The organism is Halobacillus hunanensis, from assembly GCF_900166655.1.
Taxonomy (GTDB): Bacteria; Bacillota; Bacilli; order Bacillales; family Halobacillaceae; genus Halobacillus_A; species Halobacillus_A hunanensis.
The window spans coordinates 906,969-927,457 of the sequence record NZ_FVZB01000007.1 but is presented as its reverse complement, the minus strand read 5'-3'; the positions used below and the strand labels follow the sequence as shown (position 1 = coordinate 927,457).

The 20,489-nt window shown below is 37.8% G+C and carries 25 protein-coding genes; 11 read left to right on the top strand and 14 right to left on the bottom strand.

The features are described 5' to 3' along the window. Nucleotides 1-46: 46 nt before the first annotated feature. Genes B5354_RS17335 through B5354_RS17325 form a run of 3 tightly spaced genes read left to right on the top strand, consistent with a single transcriptional unit; the run spans nt 47 to nt 2,405 of the window. Entirely contained in the window at nt 47-427 is a 381-nt protein-coding gene (locus tag B5354_RS17335; RefSeq protein ID WP_079530050.1) for a PadR family transcriptional regulator, read from the top strand. Between the two features lie 48 nt (nt 428-475). Then, on the top strand, nt 476-1,483 hold the full coding sequence (locus B5354_RS17330) for an LLM class flavin-dependent oxidoreductase (protein WP_281252774.1): 1,008 nt from the start codon (nt 476-478) through the stop codon (nt 1,481-1,483). A gap of 58 nt (nt 1,484-1,541) precedes the next feature. After that, nucleotides 1,542-2,405: a CvfB family protein gene (locus tag B5354_RS17325; RefSeq protein WP_079530048.1), complete on the top strand. Its 864-nt coding sequence runs from the start codon at nt 1,542-1,544 to the stop codon at nt 2,403-2,405. Nucleotides 2,406-2,567: 162 nt separating this feature from the next. Here the strand turns inward: B5354_RS17325 and B5354_RS17320 are convergent, their stop codons facing one another. Then, nucleotides 2,568-3,224, bottom strand: coding sequence for a DUF4396 domain-containing protein (locus tag B5354_RS17320; RefSeq protein ID WP_079530047.1), 657 nt, complete (start codon nt 3,222-3,224; stop codon nt 2,568-2,570). Nucleotides 3,225-3,376: 152 nt separating this feature from the next. Between B5354_RS17320 and B5354_RS17315 the strand changes: the two genes are divergently transcribed. The 4 genes from B5354_RS17315 (at nt 3,377) to B5354_RS17300 (ending at nt 7,045) form a co-directional block, all read left to right on the top strand. Next, nucleotides 3,377-3,694: a metal-sensing transcriptional repressor gene (locus tag B5354_RS17315; RefSeq protein WP_079530046.1), complete on the top strand. Its 318-nt coding sequence runs from the start codon at nt 3,377-3,379 to the stop codon at nt 3,692-3,694. A gap of 18 nt (nt 3,695-3,712) precedes the next feature. Further along, nucleotides 3,713-6,106 carry a heavy metal translocating P-type ATPase gene (locus B5354_RS17310; RefSeq protein WP_139377162.1) on the top strand — a complete coding sequence of 798 codons (2,394 nt, stop codon included), beginning with the start codon at nt 3,713-3,715 and terminating at the stop codon, nt 6,104-6,106. 22 nt (nt 6,107-6,128) lie between these two features. Further along, nucleotides 6,129-6,335 (top strand): copper chaperone CopZ, encoded by a 207-nt coding sequence (gene copZ, locus B5354_RS17305; RefSeq protein ID WP_079530045.1) that lies wholly within the window; start codon nt 6,129-6,131, stop codon nt 6,333-6,335. A gap of 119 nt (nt 6,336-6,454) precedes the next feature. Beyond that, complete coding sequence (locus B5354_RS17300) at nt 6,455-7,045, top strand: nitroreductase family protein (RefSeq protein ID WP_079530044.1); 591 nt, start codon at nt 6,455-6,457, stop codon at nt 7,043-7,045. Nucleotides 7,046-7,092: 47 nt separating this feature from the next. Here B5354_RS17300 and B5354_RS17295 read toward each other — a convergent pair whose 3' ends face one another. Continuing rightward, nucleotides 7,093-8,040: an ABC transporter substrate-binding protein gene (locus B5354_RS17295; protein WP_079530043.1), complete on the bottom strand. Its 948-nt coding sequence runs from the start codon at nt 8,038-8,040 to the stop codon at nt 7,093-7,095. On the opposite strand from B5354_RS17295, the gene B5354_RS17290 reads away from it, so the two are divergent. Further along, nucleotides 8,022-8,474 (top strand): LAGLIDADG family homing endonuclease, encoded by a 453-nt coding sequence (locus tag B5354_RS17290; RefSeq protein WP_079530042.1) that lies wholly within the window; start codon nt 8,022-8,024, stop codon nt 8,472-8,474. The two genes, B5354_RS17295 and B5354_RS17290, sit on opposite strands and share 19 nt — an antisense overlap. A gap of 137 nt (nt 8,475-8,611) precedes the next feature. Here B5354_RS17290 and B5354_RS17285 read toward each other — a convergent pair whose 3' ends face one another. Continuing rightward, nucleotides 8,612-9,691 (bottom strand): citrate/2-methylcitrate synthase, encoded by a 1,080-nt coding sequence (locus tag B5354_RS17285; protein WP_176142527.1) that lies wholly within the window; start codon nt 9,689-9,691, stop codon nt 8,612-8,614. A 99-nt stretch (nt 9,692-9,790) separates the two neighbouring features. Between B5354_RS17285 and B5354_RS17280 the strand changes: the two genes are divergently transcribed. Continuing rightward, entirely contained in the window at nt 9,791-10,672 is an 882-nt protein-coding gene (locus B5354_RS17280; protein WP_176142526.1) for a LysR family transcriptional regulator, read from the top strand. Here the strand turns inward: B5354_RS17280 and B5354_RS17275 are convergent. The 7 genes from B5354_RS17275 to B5354_RS17245 form a co-directional block, all read right to left on the bottom strand. After that, nucleotides 10,664-11,632, bottom strand: coding sequence for a nucleoside hydrolase (locus B5354_RS17275; protein ID WP_079530039.1), 969 nt, complete (start codon nt 11,630-11,632; stop codon nt 10,664-10,666). The two genes, B5354_RS17280 and B5354_RS17275, sit on opposite strands and share 9 nt — an antisense overlap. A 173-nt stretch (nt 11,633-11,805) precedes the next feature. Beyond that, on the bottom strand, nt 11,806-12,630 hold the full coding sequence (locus tag B5354_RS17270; RefSeq protein ID WP_245804815.1) for a GNAT family N-acetyltransferase: 825 nt from the start codon (nt 12,628-12,630) through the stop codon (nt 11,806-11,808). Nucleotides 12,631-12,692: 62 nt separating this feature from the next. Then, nucleotides 12,693-13,169, bottom strand: coding sequence for a GNAT family N-acetyltransferase (locus B5354_RS17265; protein ID WP_079530038.1), 477 nt, complete (start codon nt 13,167-13,169; stop codon nt 12,693-12,695). A gap of 174 nt (nt 13,170-13,343) precedes the next feature. Continuing rightward, the gene (locus tag B5354_RS17260; protein WP_079530037.1) at nt 13,344-13,826 is read right to left on the bottom strand and encodes a hypothetical protein; all 483 of its coding nucleotides are present in this window, start codon (nt 13,824-13,826) and stop codon (nt 13,344-13,346) included. A 244-nt stretch (nt 13,827-14,070) separates the two neighbouring features. Further along, nucleotides 14,071-14,658, bottom strand: coding sequence for an ATP-dependent Clp endopeptidase proteolytic subunit ClpP (gene clpP / locus B5354_RS17255; protein WP_079530036.1), 588 nt, complete (start codon nt 14,656-14,658; stop codon nt 14,071-14,073). Nucleotides 14,659-14,674: 16 nt separating this feature from the next. Beyond that, on the bottom strand, nt 14,675-15,490 hold the full coding sequence (locus tag B5354_RS17250; protein ID WP_079530035.1) for an RNA polymerase sigma factor: 816 nt from the start codon (nt 15,488-15,490) through the stop codon (nt 14,675-14,677). 90 nt (nt 15,491-15,580) lie between these two features. Beyond that, nucleotides 15,581-15,940, bottom strand: a complete 360-nt coding sequence (locus B5354_RS17245; protein WP_079530034.1) for a CHY zinc finger protein — start codon at nt 15,938-15,940, stop codon at nt 15,581-15,583. A gap of 131 nt (nt 15,941-16,071) precedes the next feature. Here B5354_RS17245 and tlp point away from each other — a divergent pair, with 131 nt between their 5' ends. Continuing rightward, nucleotides 16,072-16,284 (top strand): small acid-soluble spore protein Tlp, encoded by a 213-nt coding sequence (gene tlp, locus B5354_RS17240; RefSeq protein WP_079530033.1) that lies wholly within the window; start codon nt 16,072-16,074, stop codon nt 16,282-16,284. Nucleotides 16,285-16,364: 80 nt separating this feature from the next. Here tlp and B5354_RS17235 read toward each other — a convergent pair whose 3' ends face one another. The 3 genes from B5354_RS17235 to B5354_RS17225 form a co-directional block, all read right to left on the bottom strand. Beyond that, complete coding sequence (locus tag B5354_RS17235; protein WP_079530032.1) at nt 16,365-17,006, bottom strand: DUF3889 domain-containing protein; 642 nt, start codon at nt 17,004-17,006, stop codon at nt 16,365-16,367. A 109-nt stretch (nt 17,007-17,115) separates the two neighbouring features. Next, the gene (locus tag B5354_RS17230; protein WP_245804814.1) at nt 17,116-18,021 is read right to left on the bottom strand and encodes an endonuclease I family protein; all 906 of its coding nucleotides are present in this window, start codon (nt 18,019-18,021) and stop codon (nt 17,116-17,118) included. A gap of 312 nt (nt 18,022-18,333) precedes the next feature. Then, complete coding sequence (locus tag B5354_RS17225) at nt 18,334-18,564, bottom strand: hypothetical protein (protein ID WP_079530030.1); 231 nt, start codon at nt 18,562-18,564, stop codon at nt 18,334-18,336. A gap of 233 nt (nt 18,565-18,797) precedes the next feature. Here B5354_RS17225 and B5354_RS17220 point away from each other — a divergent pair, with 233 nt between their 5' ends. Next, nucleotides 18,798-19,193, top strand: coding sequence for a DUF2512 family protein (locus tag B5354_RS17220; RefSeq protein ID WP_079530029.1), 396 nt, complete (start codon nt 18,798-18,800; stop codon nt 19,191-19,193). 54 nt (nt 19,194-19,247) lie between these two features. Here the strand turns inward: B5354_RS17220 and B5354_RS17215 are convergent, their stop codons facing one another. Continuing rightward, nucleotides 19,248-20,465: a cytochrome P450 family protein gene (locus tag B5354_RS17215; protein ID WP_079530028.1), complete on the bottom strand. Its 1,218-nt coding sequence runs from the start codon at nt 20,463-20,465 to the stop codon at nt 19,248-19,250. Between the last annotated feature and the right edge of the window lie 24 nt (nt 20,466-20,489).

Genomic DNA, 20,489 nt, shown 5'->3' with positions numbered 1-20,489 from the left:
TTTTTATTATAAAATAAAGGTATAACACAAAAGGGGTGAGGTTGCGTTGTCGCATAAAAATAATCCGAAAAAATTTGCCTTAAATATGAGTGCAGCTCAATTCACTAAGTTCTATATTATGCATTTGCTACAAGTTCGTCAACCAATGATTAGTGAGCATTTTAAAGAAGAATTTCATAAGTTGACAAACAATTGGATTCCAGCCCCGTCAACTTTACTAGATACGTTGCATGATATGACGGAAGAAGGTCTTCTTCATAGGAAAGACGGTTATAAATCATATGAAAAAAAACGCCAGAAAGTCTATTGGTATTCCTTAACAGATGAAGGGAAAGAAGAATTTGATGTACTAAAGAAACGATACAAAATTTTATTCGAAGAACAATTGGCCATTTTAAATCAGATAATGAACGAAGTTTATCAGTAGAATGAAATATACCCGTACATACTAGTGTAAAGGAATAAAAGGGGAATCATTATGAAGTTAAGTGTGCTAGACCAGAGTCCGATCTCAAAGGGCCAAACAGCTGAAGATGCACTGCAGCATTCCATCGAATTGGCTCAATGGGCAGAGTCACTGGGATATCATAGGTACTGGGTTGCAGAACATCACAACACAAATGGCTTAGCTGTCAGTTCTCCTGAAATTATGATAACCAGAATAGCTTCTCAAACTTCTAGAATCCGCCTTGGCTCCGGTGGCGTTCTTTTACCGCAATACAGCCCACTCAAGGTAGCCGAAACTTTTAAAGTATTGGAAGCTTTATTTCCTGGCCGGATTGATTTAGGCTTAGGCCGATCACCTGGGGGAGGCCAGAGAACGAGAGCAGCGTTAACAGATGGGGTGAATAAACCGTTAAGTTCTTTTTCAAGACAGGTGAAGGAATTACAATGGTTTCTAAATGGAACCATACCAAAAGAACACGACTATTATGGAGTTTCAGCTCGACCTCATACAACGACTAATCCTGATATTTGGGTATTGGGCCTCTCTGAACGCGGAGCAAGACACGCGGCTATTAATGGGACAGGTTTTACATTTGGACACTTTATTAATCCCACACATGCTGTTGAGGCTCTGACTGCATATCGTGAAAAATTTAAACCTTCAGCAGGACTGCAACATCCAAAAGTAAATGCGTGTGTATTCGTTGTTTGTGCCGAGACAATGGAAGAGGCAGAAGAGCTTGCGTTGAGTCAGGATATGTGGCTTTTACAAGTAGAGAAGGGGCTGGAAACTCGCGTCCCCTCTATAGAAGAAGTAAAGGATCATACCTTTACAGCTAGTGAACTAGAAAAAATAACACGTAATCGGCAAAGAGCGATTATTGGTACGCCGGAGAAAGTTTATCAAGAGCTTTTAAGATTAGAAAACGTTTACCAAACCGATGAGTTTCTAATCATTACAAATATCTTTGATTTTAACGCCAAGAAACGGTCTTACCAGCTACTGGCAGACTATATAGCTGATAGAGAGAACTAACTATTTTGATATGCGTAGGTTCTGAACTAAAAAACAGAATGGAAAAGCAGGTGTAGATATGAAAGAGTCTATAATTGGTACAATCCAATCTATGAACGTAACAAAAAGGGTTGCAGAAGGGTTTATAATCAGAAAAGGTGAGGAAGAAGTTTTGCTTCCTCATATTCAAGTAAATAAAGAAATTGAAGAAATAGGAGAAAGTGTAATTGTTTTTGTTTATGTCAACAGAAATAAGGCACTCACTGCAACAATGTTTTTGCCTGAAGTTCGTTTAGACACCTATGGCTGGGCAGAGGTAGAAGAAGTGGTGAGGAACCTAGGTGCGTTCGTAAATATTGGCGTAGATAAAGAATTTCTTGTATCCAAAGACCATTTGCCAGCACTAAAAGACGTTTGGCCACAAACTGGAGATTGGTTATTTGTAAGTCTAGAGAAGGATAAGAAAGGAAGGGTTTTTGCGGAACCCATTTCAGAAGGGGAAGTGTTAGAAGACCTTACTACTGCCCCCAAAACTTTAGTAAATGAAACCATTGTAGGTCGTGTTTACCGATCTACTAAAGCGGGTTCTTTTGTTCTAACAGAAGAAGGTTATCGTGGATTTATTCACCCTTTCGAACGAAAAGTCGAACCCCGATTAGGTGAGACCATAGAAGGACGAGTAATCGATGTGAAAGATGATGGAACTTTAAATCTTTCATTACGGCCTTTAAAACAGTATAGTATGGACCCTGATGCGGAACAAATATACGATTATCTAGTTGAACATGACGGCGTAATGCCGTACACCGATAAAAGCCAGCCCGATGAAATCAGAGACACTTTCCATATTAGTAAATCTGCTTTTAAACGGGCTCTTGGGAAGCTTATGAAAGAAGGTAAAGTCGCCCAATCAGACGGGCAAACTGTCTTAAAACATGATTAATAAAGTAATGGCTCACGTTATTATTAATCTCATATTCACTACGGTTAACAATAACCTTCATTAGAATTCCATAGTAAAAAAAGCTGACAGGAAAAATAGGATCCTGCCAGCTTTTTACATACACTTCTGTTAGATGGTTGTAATGCTATTTCTAAATTTGTTCTACATTTCTTCTTTAATACCTTGTTTAACTAATAACCAATTGGCAGGGTAGCTAGTTAGAAACCCTAAAACCATGGCAATTTGCATCATAAACCAGTAAGTAGGTTGATTTGGCTTTGGAGGTTCCGTAAAAAGCAAGAAATGAACAATGGCCATCCATCCGAACATGCCTATTTCAAATGCAAGTAAAGAAAAGGAGTCGGCCTTAATTGCTTCTTTTATCGATCCTATGATACCCTGCTTTTTATTCATTGGATAGATCGCATAAAATTGAAAAATAATACCGAACACATAGGCTAAAATAAATTCAACTATATAATGAGCAAATAAAGTCGACCCTGCAATAGTCATGGCTGTTAAAGCAACAATGGGTACACCAACAGCATCCCCCAATGTACAGCCTGCCGAACAATGACTAGTGGACACGAATACCTTTGCCGGCCTGCCGCGATTGTCCTCGAGTTCTAGATTTTTAGCTTTTAGCCGCCCCCATTTAAAATAAGTCCATAAAGCGAAAGGACCAAAGAATAAACCATTAATGGGCCATACTACATTCATGATTGTCATCATTTGTGGATGTTTGATAATATCCATGATAACAATTAAGGAACTTATCACTCCTATTCCTAATGCGATCCATGAAATAACCTCTAACATCTAATCACCTCTCATCTGATTTACGATGTTTATATACCCCGTATCAGTATTAAGTTAAACTTCAATAGTTATTAAAATACATAGTTTTAATTTGTTGACTGATAATACCTGTACGGGGTATATTATATGTAGATAAGAAAGGAGCGTCATAAATGGATGAGCATACATTACCTGAAAATAGTGGAAAACAACCATTAACTCCAAGGACAGATGATGAAAAACAGGCTGTTATCAATCGTCTGAAACGAATTGAAGGTCAAGTACGGGGCATCCAAAAGATGGTAGAAAATGATCGCTATTGTGTGGATGTCCTTGTACAAATTTCAGCTATAAATAATGCCTTAAACAAGGTAGGGTATTCCTTGTTAGAAAGACACACCCATCATTGCGTTGCCGGTGCCATAAAAAAGGGTGAAGGCGAAGAAGCTATTGATGAGCTAATGAAAGTTATTCAGCAGTTCTCCAAGTAAAAAAAGGGGGGATGGCTCGTGAGTGAACAAAAGAAAATAAATGTCGGAATTACCGGCATGACCTGCGCCGCCTGTTCTACAAGAATAGAAAAGGTACTTAACAAAACAGAAGGAATCGAGGCGCAAGTCAATTTAGCTATGGAAAACGCCACCATTCAATATGACCCTAGTCAAATTGATCCTGACATGATCGAGGAGCGAATCAATAAACTTGGTTACGGTGTTGAGAAAGAAACCGTTGAGCTGGATATTACCGGTATGACCTGTGCTGCCTGCTCAACAAGAATCGAGAAAGTTTTAAACAAAATGGATGGAGTCGAGCATGCATCTGTTAACTTGGCCAATGAAACAGGGCAGGTGGAATACCGCTCTGGATTATTGGAGATAGAGGATATCATCGCACGAATACAAAAATTAGGTTATGATGCGGAACTTAGTGGAGATCGTGAAAGCAAGCAATCCCATAAAGAGCAGCAGATCAAACAGCAAAGGGTAAAACTGCTGATTTCAGCTGTGCTATCACTTCCGCTTTTAATGACAATGGCGAAGCATTTGTTTGGTTTACCATTGCCTCATGCTTTCATGAATCCATGGCTTCAATTAGCGTTAGCAACACCCGTTCAGTTTGTAATCGGTTGGCAGTTTTATAAAGGCGCGTATAAAAACCTTTCCAACAAGACAGCAAATATGGACGTTTTAGTTGCGCTTGGTACTAGTGCTGCTTATTTCTATAGTGTAGCCGAATTGATTAGATTTTTAATTAATCCTAATGTTGTGCCTAATCTTTACTTTGAAACGAGTGCCGTCTTAATTACTTTAATTCTATTAGGTAAATATTTTGAAACTGTCGCGAAAGGTCGCACGACTCAGGCAATTTCAGGATTATTAAACCTTCAAGCTAAAGAAGCCACGGTACTAAGAAACGGAGAAGAAATCAGACTTCCTGTTGATCAAGTTCAAGTTGATGATCTTGTACTCGTTAAGCCGGGAGAGAAATTCCCAGTCGATGGAATCATTGCGGAAGGTAGAACGACTGCAGATGAATCTATGATTACCGGGGAGTCTCTTCCTATAGAAAAGGCAATGAATGATCAAGTTATTGGATCAACGATTAACAAAAACGGAACTGTCCAGATAAAAGCAACCAAGGTAGGTAAAGATACTGCACTCTCCAATATTATTAAAGTTGTAGAAGAAGCTCAGGGTTCAAAGGCGCCAATTCAGCGACTGGCTGACATCATTTCAGGATATTTTGTGCCGATTGTTGTTGGAATTGCCGTGTTAACATTTATCCTTTGGATTATTGTGATCAGCCCAGGTGAATTAGCTTTGGCACTGGAAGCGTCCATCGCTGTGTTAGTAATCGCTTGCCCTTGTGCTCTTGGCTTAGCTACACCAACTTCTGTTATGGTGGGTACAGGTAAAGGTGCTGAAATGGGGATCTTATATAAAGGCGGAGAGTATCTTGAGACGACCCATAAGCTGGATACCATTGTTTTTGATAAAACAGGAACTATTACAAAAGGAGTACCAGAAGTAACCGATTTTCTTGAAGATAATGAACGAGTCCTTAACCTGTTAGTGAGTGCAGAGGCTCAATCAGAACATCCTCTTGCAGATGCTATTGTGAATTATGGTCGAGCAAAGAATAGTGAATTTCTGCAAGTGGATCATTTTGAAGCTATACCCGGATATGGTATTACAGCTGACATTCAAAACGAACGGGTCCTGGTGGGAACAAGAAAGTTACTGGAGAGAGATCGTATTGATTTTTCCAAGTATGAAACAACAATGGAGCAATGGGAGTCTCAAGGAAAAACGGCAATGCTAATTGCTGTTAACGATGAAACTGCTGGTGTAATCGCCGTTGCTGACCAAGTTAAATCAGAGTCAAAAGAAGCTTTAGCTACATTAAAAAACTTAGGTTTGGAATTGATTATGTTAACGGGTGACAATGAGAAAACTGCTCAGGCTATCGCTGAGGAAGTGGGAATTGATCGCGTTATAGCTGGAGTCGTCCCTGAAGAGAAGGCATACCATATTGATCAAATCAAGCAGCAGGGCAAGCGTGTAGCAATGGTGGGAGATGGCATTAATGATGCACCAGCTCTCGCTACTGCTGATATTGGGATCGCTATAGGTACAGGAACTGATGTAGCTATTGAAACAGCTGATCTCACCATCTTAGGTGGTGATCTGAATTTAATTGCTAAGGCGATTGAACTTAGTACAAAAACGATGAAGAATATTCGCCAAAATTTATTCTGGGCCTTGTTTTATAATTCAGCTGGTATTCCTATTGCAGCTGCCGGATTACTAGCTCCCTGGTTAGCAGGAGCAGCAATGGCATTTAGCTCAGTAAGTGTTGTAAGTAATTCATTACGTTTGAAACGAGTCAAAATTCAAAAATGATCAAGAAAGAAGGAAATTTATCATGCAAACTAAAACGATACAAGTTGAAGGAATGACATGTGCGCATTGTGAAAAAGCTGTTAAAGGAGCACTTAAAGAATTAAATGGTGTGGAAAGTGTCGACGTTGATCTTGAAACAGGCAAAGTACATGTCACTTACGAAGACGGTATTAGTGAATCTGAAATGAATGAAGCGATTGAGGAGCAAGGATACGACGTTGTTTCATAAAAAATAGATATTAGTAGTTGAAAGGATTCATGTATAGTAAACTATATGTGAATCCTTTTTATATAAATCAATCATACACTAGCAATATAAAAGAAATACTTTCTAAGGGGGATATCATAATGGATGTATTAGAAGCTATCAAAACAAGAAGAAGTGTGGGGTTAGTTTCAGATAAACCTGTGCCTCAAGAATTATTAGAACAAATTCTCGAGGCCGGAACTTGGGCTCCATGTCATCACAGAACAGAGCCTTGGCGCTTTTTTGTACTAACTGGTGAAGGAAGGAAACCATTAGGAGAGGTATTAGCAAAAATTGCTGAAAAAGATATGGACGATCCATCAACAGAGGTTAACCAGAAGAAATTAGCTAAAAGAATGAAAAAGCCATTCCGAGCGCCAGCTGTAATCGTGGTGGCTGCTGAGCCTGCGGACGACCCGAAGGTAATTGCAAAAGAAGAATATGGTGCTGTCTATTCATCTATTCAAAATATGCTTTTAACTGCTCATGCACTAGGTTTGGGAGGGTTTTGGAGAACAGGCAAGCCAACATATGATCCACTTATGAAAGACTTGTTCGGACTCCCTGAAGACGGAGAAGTTTTAGGTTTTCTTTATATTGGATATCCAGAAAAAAATGTACCTGCAGGTGCTCGAAAACATTTTAACAATGTTACGAAGTGGGTTTCGACAGAAGATGGTTTGAAAGAATAGGTAAAAAGGAGGCTGCCACTTCAAAATGGCAGCCTCCTTTTTATAGGTTATCTCCTACGAGACCAATGCATTTCTCTGACTTCTGTTTCAGCAAGCTCAAAGGTAGTTCGATAAGGCTTAAATTCAACATGTCTATTTACTGCGTAGAGCTTGTGCGGCACGCATAAAAACAGCGATAAAGCATTTTGATATACAAATCGATCTACATCCTTTGCTGCCGCAAGTAACTCCTTACGCCGAATTTGATTTACCATCTCTCTATCATCAAATTCTGGCAGTTTCGGCCCTGTTCGAAGGGCTCCGTCAAAACCAAAAAGTTCTCTGTGAAAAAAAGCAGGAGTCCCTTCATAAAATTGTGTTGTCGCACTTGCTATTAAAATATCCCATCCTGGAGTGAGTTTCTTTTCAGCGACTACCCGTTTCCATTTCGTTTCTTCTTGTACTGGAATAACTATAGTTTCAACCCAAATGGATAAAGTTTCTTCTATTTGGGCAGCCACGGCCAGTAATAGATTTTCCTGTTTCTTAAAGGCTACTATTTTTAAAGGTCTGGATTTTGGATAACTTGAGCTTTCAAATAGCTGGCGGGATTGTTGTCTGCTATACATAATCGGTTCTAACTCCTCTTGGAAAGCATATGCCCAGGGCGGCGTTAATGCAGGGGTGGCATATCCTCCGTACACATTCTGACTAATATCATCGCGTCGAATAGCCATATTTATGGCCATACGCAGATTATAGTCGTCCAAGTCAACATCAGATTGAAACCGATTAAAGATCCCTGTAACTACTTCATTCCCTTCTGAAGTAACCAATTTAGCATAAGGTGAGGATTCAACCTGTTGCACATCCTTAGGGGTCAGTTCAGTTACTAAATCCACGTATCCCTCTGTTGTCGTACAAAGACGTAACGCCTCTGTTTTTGAAAAATGATTACGGAAAACGACTTTGTTTAATCGCGGTCCCCGGCTTAGAAATGAAATCGAACCATCCAATTATACAAAGTAAAACAACAAAAATATACATCCTCACATTGAACAGTAAAATTATGAAAACAGATATAATGGAATTACACAATATAAAACCAAAGAAGTCATTAGATTTAAAGTTTCCTCATGTCCCGAAGCAATACCTTTCACATTTTGTCAGAGGATACTTTGATGGTGACGGCTGCATTTACGAACAAAAAGAATTCGTAAATATAGTAGGGGGATCATTAAATTTCATGGAATCTCTTTTCGATATTCTTGTTATCAAAAGGATTGAGCCCATTTTCAAATCTTTCGATACACACTATCGTTTATATATAAGTGGGTATGAAAACGTTAAACGATTTTCTGACTGGATATACAAAGATAAAGGACTTTACTTAGAAAGAAAATATATTCGGTTTACTGAAAATAGACTATCTGAAATTGAAAATAAGTGATGGAAAGTAATAATTATATAATTTACATTTTATTTTTTCGGGTAGACATAATATATATTATAAGCACTCATTAATTTGAAATGAATTCTATCTCATTACCTAAGTAAACTTATGATAGTGAGACAGAATAATAAATTTTACTTGTTTCCCATGTACTTAGCTTCAGGCCTGAAAATCGTATTATTTCTCGATTGCTCTATAATGTGCGCAGTCCAACCGACGATTCGACTGCAACAAAAAATCGGTGTGAATAATTCTGACGGAATGCCAATGGCTTTCATTAACGATGCTGCGTAATATTCTACGTTTGCATATAGTCTTCGGCCAGGTTTTAAATCACTTAACCATTGAAAAGTTTCTTTTTCTGTTTTTAATGTAAAATCAATCCAATTTGGTTTAGGTTCAATAATTAGCAACATTGCTTTTAATGCTTCAGCTCTAGGATCTGTTGCTTTATAAACTCGATGGCCAAATCCCATTACTTTTTCACCATTGGCCAACTTTGCTTTGATTACTTCTTCAACAGATTTTTGTTTTACTTCGTCAATGTAATCTAATACACCAGTTGGCGCGCCCCCATGTAACGGTCCTTTTAAAGCTCCGATTGCAGCCGTTATGCCAGAATAGATATCACTTTGGGTAGATGTAACGACTCTTCCAGAAAACGTAGATGCATTCATTCCGTGTTCTGCGGTCAAGATCATATATGTCTCAAGTGCTTGAACCTCTTCTTTCGTTTTTCGTTCTGCAAATAACATATAAAGGAAATTTTCAACATGACCTAATTGATGATCTGGTTCTACTGTCTCTAGGTTCATTTTCTTACGATAACTATAAGCAACGATCGTAGGCAGTTTTGCCAACAACCGATAAGCTTCATGGGTTTGAATTGGCCACCGATCTTCTGAATCATCTAAGAAAGAAACAGCTGAACGAATAATTGCTGTTATCGATTGTTTCTTAACTAAGTGGTCAATCCATTTCTTAATTTCGCTGCTAAGGCTGCGTTCTTTTATCAGTACTTTTTTCAGTGATTGTAACTCGTTTGAATCCGGAAACCTTCCTTTTATGAAGAAATAACTAATTTCTTCAAAGCTATACCTCCCAACTAGATCATGAACTGACTGATCACGATAATACAGTTCCCCTTTTTCACCATTTATTTGACTCAAACACGTTTCCGCAGCAGTAACACCTTTTAAACCAGGGTTAAACATAATATCCCCTCCTCTCTTTTTATTGTAAGATAGAAGTATCATAATAAAAATTAAGTAATGATGATGAATTTAATAAGCATTACTTATAGGAGGAGTCAAATGGAAATAAAATGGTTAAACACTTTTTCAATAGCTGCGGAAGAGCTTAATTATAGGAAAACGGCTGAGAAACTTTACATCACTCAACCGGCAGTAAGTCTTCATATAAGACAGCTTGAGGAGGAATTGCAGGAAACATTGTTTGAGAAAAAAGGCAGGCATATTCAACTCACTGAGTTTGGAAGAATATTTCGTATCGAAGCAATGAGCCTTATACAAAATTACGAAAATGTCTTACAAAAGATGAAAAGTGTTAAACAAGGGTATCATAAAACATTTACAATTGGGATGACTCCATTATTAATTGATAGTATTTTTCCAAGTATCATCCGTAGATATCAGGAGAAAAACCAGGACATAGAATTGGCCATTCAAGTTACCGAATCCTCTCAATTACAAAAAATGATTGAAGATGATCAAGTAGATATTGCTTTTTCTTGCTTGCCCAGCAGCAGTGGCAGCTTATTTTGTAAAAAGTTGTTTAGTGATTCGATAACTTTAGCAGTCCCTCACGATGGGTATGATTCAGAGAATGCTCCAGTTTTGGACCCTTATGAACTTATGAACAAGTCCATCATTTTCACACATCACCATCCTGGATACTGGGATCTATTAAAAAGGGAAATTCAAAGACAAGTTCCGTCCTCCAGGTTTCTTAGGATTACTAAGTCACACGCTGCAAAAAGATTTATTCAAGAAGGTATGGGCATCTCCTTCCTCCCCTCGTTCGCCATCAACAGGGAAATACAAGAGGGCCGAATGCTGGCAATTGATACCCCCTTCCTTGATTTACCATCGTGCAGCATTTATTCATTACACAAATATGACCATTCTTATGAAAAAGAATTTCTCGTTTTCGTAAACAGCTTTTTATTAGCCTGAATTCTTTGAGTTGAATGGTTCCCCTGTCATGACGCTCATAAAATCATTAAAAAACTTGGGATAATCTAACTCGAAAGCTATTCTGTGTGGTTTATCTAATTCATCAGATTCAGCTATATCACTTTCCATGAAATTTGCAATGCTTTGCCCTCTTTGGATTTCTTCGGTAGCTTCGACGATATGAATGGGAAAGGTTTCGTATGTGAACAAATCATCCCTTATCGATGCCATTACTGTTAGAACATCATGTACTGGGCTGCCCTGAATACCTGGATTACTTTCTTTATAAAAATCATAATAGTAATCTAACAATGGTTTAATGATTTTCGTTTTACCTTTATAAGCAATATAGTCCACCATTTCCGGAGTTACAATCGCTTGTTGAGTTACGTTTAGCGGTATAATAGTTGCATTGTGAGCATACCTGAGTACAATTTGAACGGCAACAGGATCTCCATAAAAATTAGCTTCTGACACAGCAGTTACATTACCAGGTACCCAGAAGGCACCACCCATAATATAAAAACCATCCACTTTCTTCATAAGAGATCGGTACAGAATAAACATTGTGGCAAGAGATGTAAGTCTTCCAATATTTACTATAATGAGGTCATCTTGATATTTCTCTATTAGATTCACGATCTCAAAAAAGTTTTCACTCTCGCCCTCATAATCTGATGGTGTAATAGGCCCAAGACCAGATTCGCCATGAACTTCCGGGGCATACCTTGGATATTCACCAGTCATCGGTACTTCTGCTCCGCCAATAATAGGCGGCCCATCTTCAATTCCAAAAAGATCGTATAAATAGTACACGTTATTTACAGCTGTTTCTCTGGATACATTCCCATAATCAGCAACGATTCCTACTAATTCAATATCTTTGTTGAAAAAAGAATAGATAATTGCAATCGTGTCATCAATCCCTATGTCCCCAAATAGCAAAACTTTTTGTGCCATTCAGACCACCTCGAATGAAATTTAATAAACACCCTTATATTATTGATGTTATCTCAATCGATTTTATGTATTTTATTTATCTAGGGTACTGAAATAATACGTTACGATTTAAGATCATTACAAGAATCTAAAAAGGATTACTTAGTCGTGCACTAGTAATCCTTACTGTTGATTTACTTATGTGAAGGTGAATGACAGCCGTAAGTATAAGCTAAGCAGGCAAATCCATACTTTTCGAGAATCGGCCGACTCATCGGTCGAGCATCTGCTGTTAGGTATTTTCGTCCGCATCCATATGCTTGTTTGGCCCTGACAGCTAATAATGCAGTATAATAACCTTTTCCGCGTTGGGATGGTAATGTAGAACCACCCCACAAACTCGCAAAAGAGGAATTTGGTTCAATATACATCCAGGCGGCACTAACAAGGAAGCCTTTATCATATACCCCATAAAGAAATAAAGAATCTGGATCATTTTGTTTATCTCTCCAGAGCTTTTCCCCTAATTCATTATGGGGTTCTCCCCATATTGTGTTCTCTAAGGCAATAATCTCTTCAATTCCTTCCATATCCCTAATTTCTTCTACAAAAACAGAAGCTGGCCTAGTTATCAAATGGTGCTGCTTATTAAGTTCGAGCACCATAAGAGCCTCCTCTTCCTCCATTTCAAAGCCCTTCTGTATGAGAAGATTTTTGAGATTATGCGGCTGATCATAGCTATAAACTTTCCATTCGAATTCTTGGTCAAGATTATTGAAGTAATCCAATTCATAATCAATGATCTCAGCAGCGTTTTCCGCGTTTACATGGGAGCATATAATAAAGCCTTTTTCATTTTTCTGTTTGGCTACATGACGCACAAGGTGCTCTGTGACTTCTCTTGTATAACCTGGTGTACTGGCTTCTAGACGCAGCTCTTGATGGAAGAGAGCTAATAACCCATCTTCTTTCATAGTTTGATCTCCATCTATAGTTGTTTTTTTGTGTTTATCGTTCACACGTTTCCCCTCTTTCCTGAACTATACTAGAAAAAAATGTAGTAACTCTTCTCTTATATTCATCATGAAAGATTCTTTATCATATAATTACCCGACACTTCATACCCAACTTTCTTATAAAGGGCGATCGCTCGCTTATTATGAGCGAAAACGTGTAACTGGATTTGTTTAACTTCTTCACCCTGTGCGTAGTCCTCCAGAGTCTCCATTGTGGATGTTCCATATCCATTACCTCGCTGATTCTCATCTAATTTTATATCATAAATAAACATTTGCTTCACACCATTATTGGTATAAACATGCAGCCACAGAACCCCGATGTTTACCTCATCCTCATGTATAGAAAAAAGAGTATGTTCATTAGTATGTAGACCATTCGGCAGCAATTGTTCGAATTGATTCTTTGCCAGTAAACGTGCATCCTCTTCCTTCCAATTCCCGGCTATAACATGTTGTTCAGCATAATCTTCTATGGAAGTTTGATAATAACTATTAAATGTCTCTTTATTCATTGGCCTGAGATTTATCGTCATAGACATCGTCCCTTCCAGTTTTCGACTAAGTAAACAATGATCAATTATGTATAACCATTTTTATAAGTAACATTTTACCAGAAAATTTCGATAAATATAGTAATTATAATACGTTTTCGTTACCGTCGATATTAAAAGGGTGTTTTCTATATTGGAAAACACCCAACTTAATTATTTTAGTTAACTTCGTATATCTAATATGCTATGAAGCGTTGTAAGGGCTTGTTTAAATTCTGCATCCTTTCCAGATTGGATCAAATTTAACCAAGATATGCCTGGGATAAACAAAACGAAGCAAATGATAATTCCGAAAATTATCCACACTGGAAATGCTGCTAAATCCTTTATCATGACGCCAAGAATTAAAGAGATGACAGCCGTGAATACCCCTATGATAAAGGGTGATGGTAAATGAATGCTACTGACCTCATCAAGATACGTAATTAATGCCGTTACTTTTATTTGTAATAACCTTTTCTCATCAATGTTTAGCCTGTTTAATTCCGTATCCAACATTTCAATATCTTTGTAGAAACACAAATCTATTTTTTCTATAGGTTTGCTGGATAAGTAATTTTGAAGCTCAAGAAGAAATTTTTCCGTGTCATCTATCTTTAAAATTCTATCTATTTTAACATTATCATCCTCTCTTAATAGGTCCATCCTAACCACTCCAAATCATTTTGTTTATATTACCTTTCAAACAAACCTCTTTCCTCTCACTGCTCTAGTACATGAATATGTATGTATCTATTTTATAGACATATTATTTGATAAAAACTACAAAGGTCCCAAAATTATCTAATTAGAGGCGGGACTTCCCAAAAAATAAGCGCAAAATCGTTGTATCGATTTTGCGCATCAATTTCTATGTTATTATTAACATAATTTATTTATGGTATAACTACTATTCTCCATGGGCCATCAGTTTGTCAATGATACCATAATCTTTCGCTTCCTCAGCTGTAAGAAAATAATCCCTTTCCGTATCTTTCTCTACTTTTTCGAGCGGCTGACCTGTACGCTCTGATATGATTTTGTTTATGGTCTTTCTCGTTTTGATTATGTGATCAGCATGGATTTTAATATCCGTTGCTTGACCTTTTGTTCCTCCTAAAGGCTGATGTAACATCATTTCAGCGTTCGGGAGAGCGTACCGTTTTCCTTTTTCCCCTGCTAAAAGGAGAAATGCGCCCATGGAAGCAGCTAATCCTGTGCAAATTGTTGACACATCCGGCTTGATGAATTGCATCGTATCATAAATCGCCATTCCTGCAGAAATCGATCCTCCAGGGGAGTTAATATACAAATGAATATCCTTATTATTATCTTCCGCCGTTAAAAATAGCAGCTGAGCTACAACTGAGTTTGCAACGGCATCATCAATTTGACTCCCTAGGATAATGATTCGGTCCTTTAATAAACGTGAATAGATATCGTAGGAGCGTTCTCCCCTCGTTGATTGCTCCACTACATATGGAATCACATTTGACATAAGTATCCACACCTTTCTAACTAGCAAGTGGTAATCCTTTACTGACTTCTTCATTTTGTAACAACAAAGAAAATAACTCTTCTTGATAAAAAGGAATAAACATGATATCCCCTTTTTTTGTGGCAAAGGAAATCAACAAATATGCACAAGTCTCTCCAGTAATCGTAAGAACTATTGGCAGAATAGTAAGCTTTGACGTAGCGTCTCTCATCATCATCCGTAAACCCTGTGTTTCTTGGTGATAAAGCTGCACAAAAGTAGAAGGATTTCCATTACGAAGTGCGGTCACGTATTGAACCGGATCCTCTTCCGCAAAGTCTAAATTTTCGTAAGAGTGTTTTATCTTTTTTACCTTTTTACGAGCTCTATGGAGCGTACCCTTAATTGAGCCTTCACTGTCAGATAGCATTTCTGCGGTTTCTTTTGAAGTAAGCCCTAGTCCTTCTACGAGTAACAAGACTACTCGCTGTTTTGGAGTTAATTCTCTAAGAAGCAATTCTATGGCCCGGCATACAGAATCAGAAATGGATGCATCCTTTTGGCTAAATACTGATAGGTCTTTGACGAAATCCTCTTTCACTTTGACTTTACGGTGCCCGTCAATCCAAGTGTTTGAAGCAATACGAAATAAATAGGCTTTAACAATCGGTCTTTGGCTCCTAGTCCATGCTTTATAAGCTTTTGCTAACGTATCCTGCATGAGATCTTCCCCCTCCCATTTTGATTTGGTAAGGGATTGACAATACTTCTGTAAATCAGGTATATGGTTCTCTATAGCTGACTCAAAATCTGTTTCTCTTGCAATTGGAGTGTTATGAACAAGCGGCCGCATGTTTTTACCTCCTCTAAAATGTCTTTCATATGTATAAACGGAAAAAGTCTGCTGAAAGATACGGATGTTTAAAAATAAACTTAAAATATTTTACGAATGGCACGTGGTGTCTGAAGGTGGCTCTGTCATCTCAAAGTAAAGATGAAAGTGATTACTGCATTTCTCATTAAAACGGTTTTCACAATGAGGACAATTTGTAGAGGCCATATATTCAGAAATGGTTAATTCATGTTTACAGCTTCCACATAGAATAGCTCGCTCATTCCAGCGGCTTTGCGGCCACTTTGAAACATTATGGTTTGAAACTTCCTGATGGCAAAAATAGCAAGCAAAATAGTCATTGCAGCAGTAAAATTTAATCGCGATAATATCGACATCTGTATGATAATGGGCACATTTTGTATGTTGATCAACGTTTACTCCCTTAACAAAAGGATGGTGTTTGCACATGTTAAATTCCTCCTGTTCAACTGATTTGGTCTTTAATTAATAGTAACACACCTTTATCTTTTCCAACCTGATACATAGACTCTTTGCCCCCGTGCATACTATTTATACCGGCAAAAAAGGAGGTATCAATCATGGCAAAACCAGACGACCGTTCTAATAATAAAGAAAGAATTGAAAAGAATATCGGTCACACTTTGCAAAATATGGATGAAGCAAATGATTATGTAAAAGCACACTCTGAAGAAATGAGCCAAGACGAAATGAATCAAATTCAGGAAAAGAATCAACGACGTGAAGAAAGTATTGAAAGTTTACGTGAAGAACTCAAGGACGAAGGCAAGTAAATAATCCAAATAAAACAGGCATGTATGCTTCAAAAGCTCCATGCCTGTTTACAATTTCATTGTATAAGGTATTATGCTGCTCATACTTCCTTAATATCAAATGAAATCACTCTGTCGGTGTCAGGATTATAAATAACATTTCCTCGCACCTTAATACGTTCCTGTGGGGAAGTTAATATATATTCATATGTTTCTTTTATTTGTGTGGCAGATAATTGCGTTTTCCCTACTGAATTATATTCAATTACATTATACTCAGGATAGGCAGTCTGAGTAACTTCTAATAAATATTTCCCCCACTTTTCTTGCTCTAATTCAGGTGATGGAGTGATTTCAATATTGATCACACCCGCGTCTAAATTACCACCCAATGTTTGAAAAGCTTGACGATGCAAATTAATTTTATTTGGAGGATACCCTGGCACTTTGTCTACAATGGTTACTAGTACTTCCCTCTGGGAAGCTAAGTTTCTAATCTTAAGTGTTTGCCCACATTGATAAGGTGAATTTTCTCCGACAGCTGCTGTCATATAGTGATTTTCTGACCACGGAATTCCACATTGTGTAACCTGTCCTCCTTCTGTCCAAGTAGCTTGCCCCCTCACCGGCTGTTGACGGTAATAATATGGTACATAGCCCCTGTAATTATGGAAAGGATAGGCTAGATATGGATGATATCCATGTGAATTGACTTGTGGCCAATTAAAGTAATGAGAATACATTGTTCTCCTCCTGTCTTAACGTAAACCTCATTGGTAACATATGTTTTCAGGAGGTTGACTCGTGACAGGAATCCAGAATAAATAATATGCTTACTTGTGCATTCTCTGTTTATAAAAACATCTCAGGAAAATCTATATATGGATTACGGTTCCCCTGAAGTTGATAAATCGCTTGATTTCGGTGCTTTTCATAAAGTGAGGGCTGGAACTTTTGATGCCAATTCAGCAACAGCTCTGTATCAATCTTCTTTTGATATTTCTGCTCGATCTGATCAGGGTATCTAAGAAGAAAATACAGCATGGCTCTTGCAACAGTTCCCTTTGCAAATTCAGGTTCGAATAATTCCTCTTCAGCTTTCCCGCAAGACTCCTCTACGCGTTCCACACTTATGTTTCCTGGAGTATAATCAGTAAAGTCATAATAAGGATAATTAGATCTAATTGAATTACATACAGGTTCACAGGTAAATAAATGATGGAGATCACCACGCATCGGTTCCTGTTCATTAAACCAGGATTGAGGCACAGCATGCTCACAATTATATTTGAACTCCTTTTCAATACGGAAAAGTTCTGACTCAATCTGTTCACTGTCTTTTTCATTTGCTTTTTCTACTTCTTGTTGGCGGCGTAAGGAGGTTTCATAATCCTCACGCATAACGTCTTCAGGACGCCTCTGTTTTCCGGAATAAATACTGATTAGATCACCGTCTGGTCTCAAATCTACCCATGGGTAAACATACTCGCTTGGATCATATGACAATGGATTCGTATGGGTTTCCTTAAGGAGATTCCCTAACTTGTTTAAAAAGTCATCTTCGTCTACGTTGTTAAAATTTATCTCGCCATAATACTGCTCGATGACTTTTTTATCCTTTTTTTCGTCGTAATAGGCCTTTTCATCTTTTTTTATTTTCTTTTTACTCCTTGTCAATTCAGAAATAAGAGCATTCATACGTTGCTGATCAGTAGTCACCGGTAGAACTTTTTTCTTCTGATCAGGAGTGATGTTCATCATTATTCCTCCTCCATGATTTAGGATGTAAAAATAGCCAATGGTCTTACATGCTAGACTAAAAAGTGATTCTGCCTACTTCGGTTTCTCATTTCATACTAATGCTAACTTTTTACCCCGTTTGTCATTGCTCAAACCTAAAATTTTGCTGCTATTTTTTATACTTTAAATCGAAAGCTTTTTAATCTGGATCTAGTTAGATTTATGTTGGTCATCTAAAGTAAATGACAGATATGAAGTGAGAGCCTTCTATTTTGCCAAGTTAAATAGCCCCGTATCGCTGCGATACGGGGCTAAAGGATCATCTTCTCCTTATTGCTGGTTCATTTGCTGTTGACACTGTTGAGCAAGTTGTTGAATTTGTTGAAGCTGCTGGGCAGCATTTTGTTCGCGTTGAGCCATTTGCTGTTGCGCGCTCATATTGGCTCCACCTTGTTGTTGTGATTGTTGGAGCTGTTGAGCATTTTGCTGTTCTTGTTGTTGAAGCTGCTGAGCGATCTGAGCAATCTGTTGAAGAGTTTGTTGAGCTTGTTGTTGTGGCATGACTATTTCTCCTTTCTAGTTAAAACATCCATAGTATTGTGTGGATGTTTTTGTGATTTCATTCGCATTGACCCTCTATACAGTTGAAAAGAATGTATTACCTCATCTTGGCACGCGTGATTTATGGAATCCTGGAAATAATTATCAACAAGCACTTCATATTTAAGTCATTGATTCGATTAAATGAAAAGAAAAAGGACAACATAATGTAGAGAAATTAGAAGGAGGATATCATGAAGTATATTAAAGCATTTTTCATAAAACTTGTGATGATGACCGCAATATTATGGTTCTTCTTAGGGGTATTCTTTGGAATCTCTTTGGCAGACATTTTAATCACAAGCATAGGTTTAACAATCGTTTCATTTATAATAGGTGACTTGTTTATCTTGCCTAAGTTAGGAAATATGATAGCGACAGTAGCTGATATGGGAGTAGCCTTTTTTTGGATTTGGATATTAGGATCCTTATTATTTGAAGAATCCGTACCGTTAGGAACAGTCTCATTCTTTTTAGCTGTAGCCATTACTATAGGAGAGTTTGTATTCCATGGTTATATGAAGAAAATGATTCTCGAAGGTCTATCATCAAGGGAAAAAACAACAACAGATTTATATGCAGAAAAATAATCCTTTAAACCAAGTGGTAAACACTGCTGGACTATAATCCAGCAGTGTTTTTAATCAAAATGCTACAGGCAATTCTTTTAAACCGCGCATCAGCATTCCAGGACGCCACTCCAATTTTTCAGAAGTTGTATTCAATTGAAGACCAGGCATACGTCTTAATAATGTTGTTACAGCCACCTCTGCTTCTAATCTGGCAAGTGGAGCCCCCAGACAAAAATGAATTCCTTTTCCAAAAGCCAGATGCTTGCTTTTACCGCGAGTAATATCAAATACATCTGGATCTTCAAACTGTTCCGAGTCACGATTAGCTGAGTCCAATGCAACAATCACATGGTCTCCTTTAGCAATGGTTTCCCCTCGTAACTCCACATCTTCAGCAGCCCAGCGGTCTGTACTGAATTCAACTGGACCGTTATAACGTAGAAATTCTTCCAGTGCTGACTCAATTAATGATGGATCGTTTATTAACTGCTGCTTTTGTTCAGGATTTTCAAGTAAGGCCAATACTCCATTTGTAACTAAATTGACTGTAGTTTCGTGACCAGCAATGATCAGTAAGGAGATAACACCATAAAGTTCCTGCTCAGAAAGGCTGTCTCCTTCTTCTTCAGATTGGATTAATTTACTGATCATATCATCTTTAGGATCTTGACGACGTATAGCAATTAACTCTTTAAGATACATCACAAATTCTGCCATATGGGTTTGAAGCTGCGCAGCTTCTTCTGGATCATTAGAAGCTTCTACAAGTGTGTTTGACCAGGTCCGAAACTTGTTACGGTCTTGACTAGGAACACCAAGCATCTCACAAATGACAATAATTGGCAAAGGAAAAGCAAAATCATCGATCAAATTCATCTTCCCATTTGGCTCTACCTTATCAAGTAAATCATCCGTGATTTCTTTAATTCTTCCTCGTAAACCTTCAATCATTTTAGGTGTAAAAGCCTTTTGAACGAGCCCACGCAGTCGTTTGTGGTCAGGTGGATCAGAAAAAAGCATGTTTTTAACAAAAATATTCGACTCTGTCTGTTCTTCCTCTTGTTCCTCCCCCAGAAAGTACGTATAGTCCTTTATGAAACGAGGATCCTTTAGAACGGCTACAGCGTCATCATAACGTGTTACAATCCAAGAAAAGTTCCCGTTTGGCAATAATGTTTGATGAATAGGATCTTCTTGTCTTAGTTTGTTGAAAGCTGGGTAGGGATTTTGATTGAACTCTGGTGAGAATAACTGATCATTTGTTTCCTGTTTTCCATTGATGGATGACATTATTTATTCTCCTCTCAAATTTCC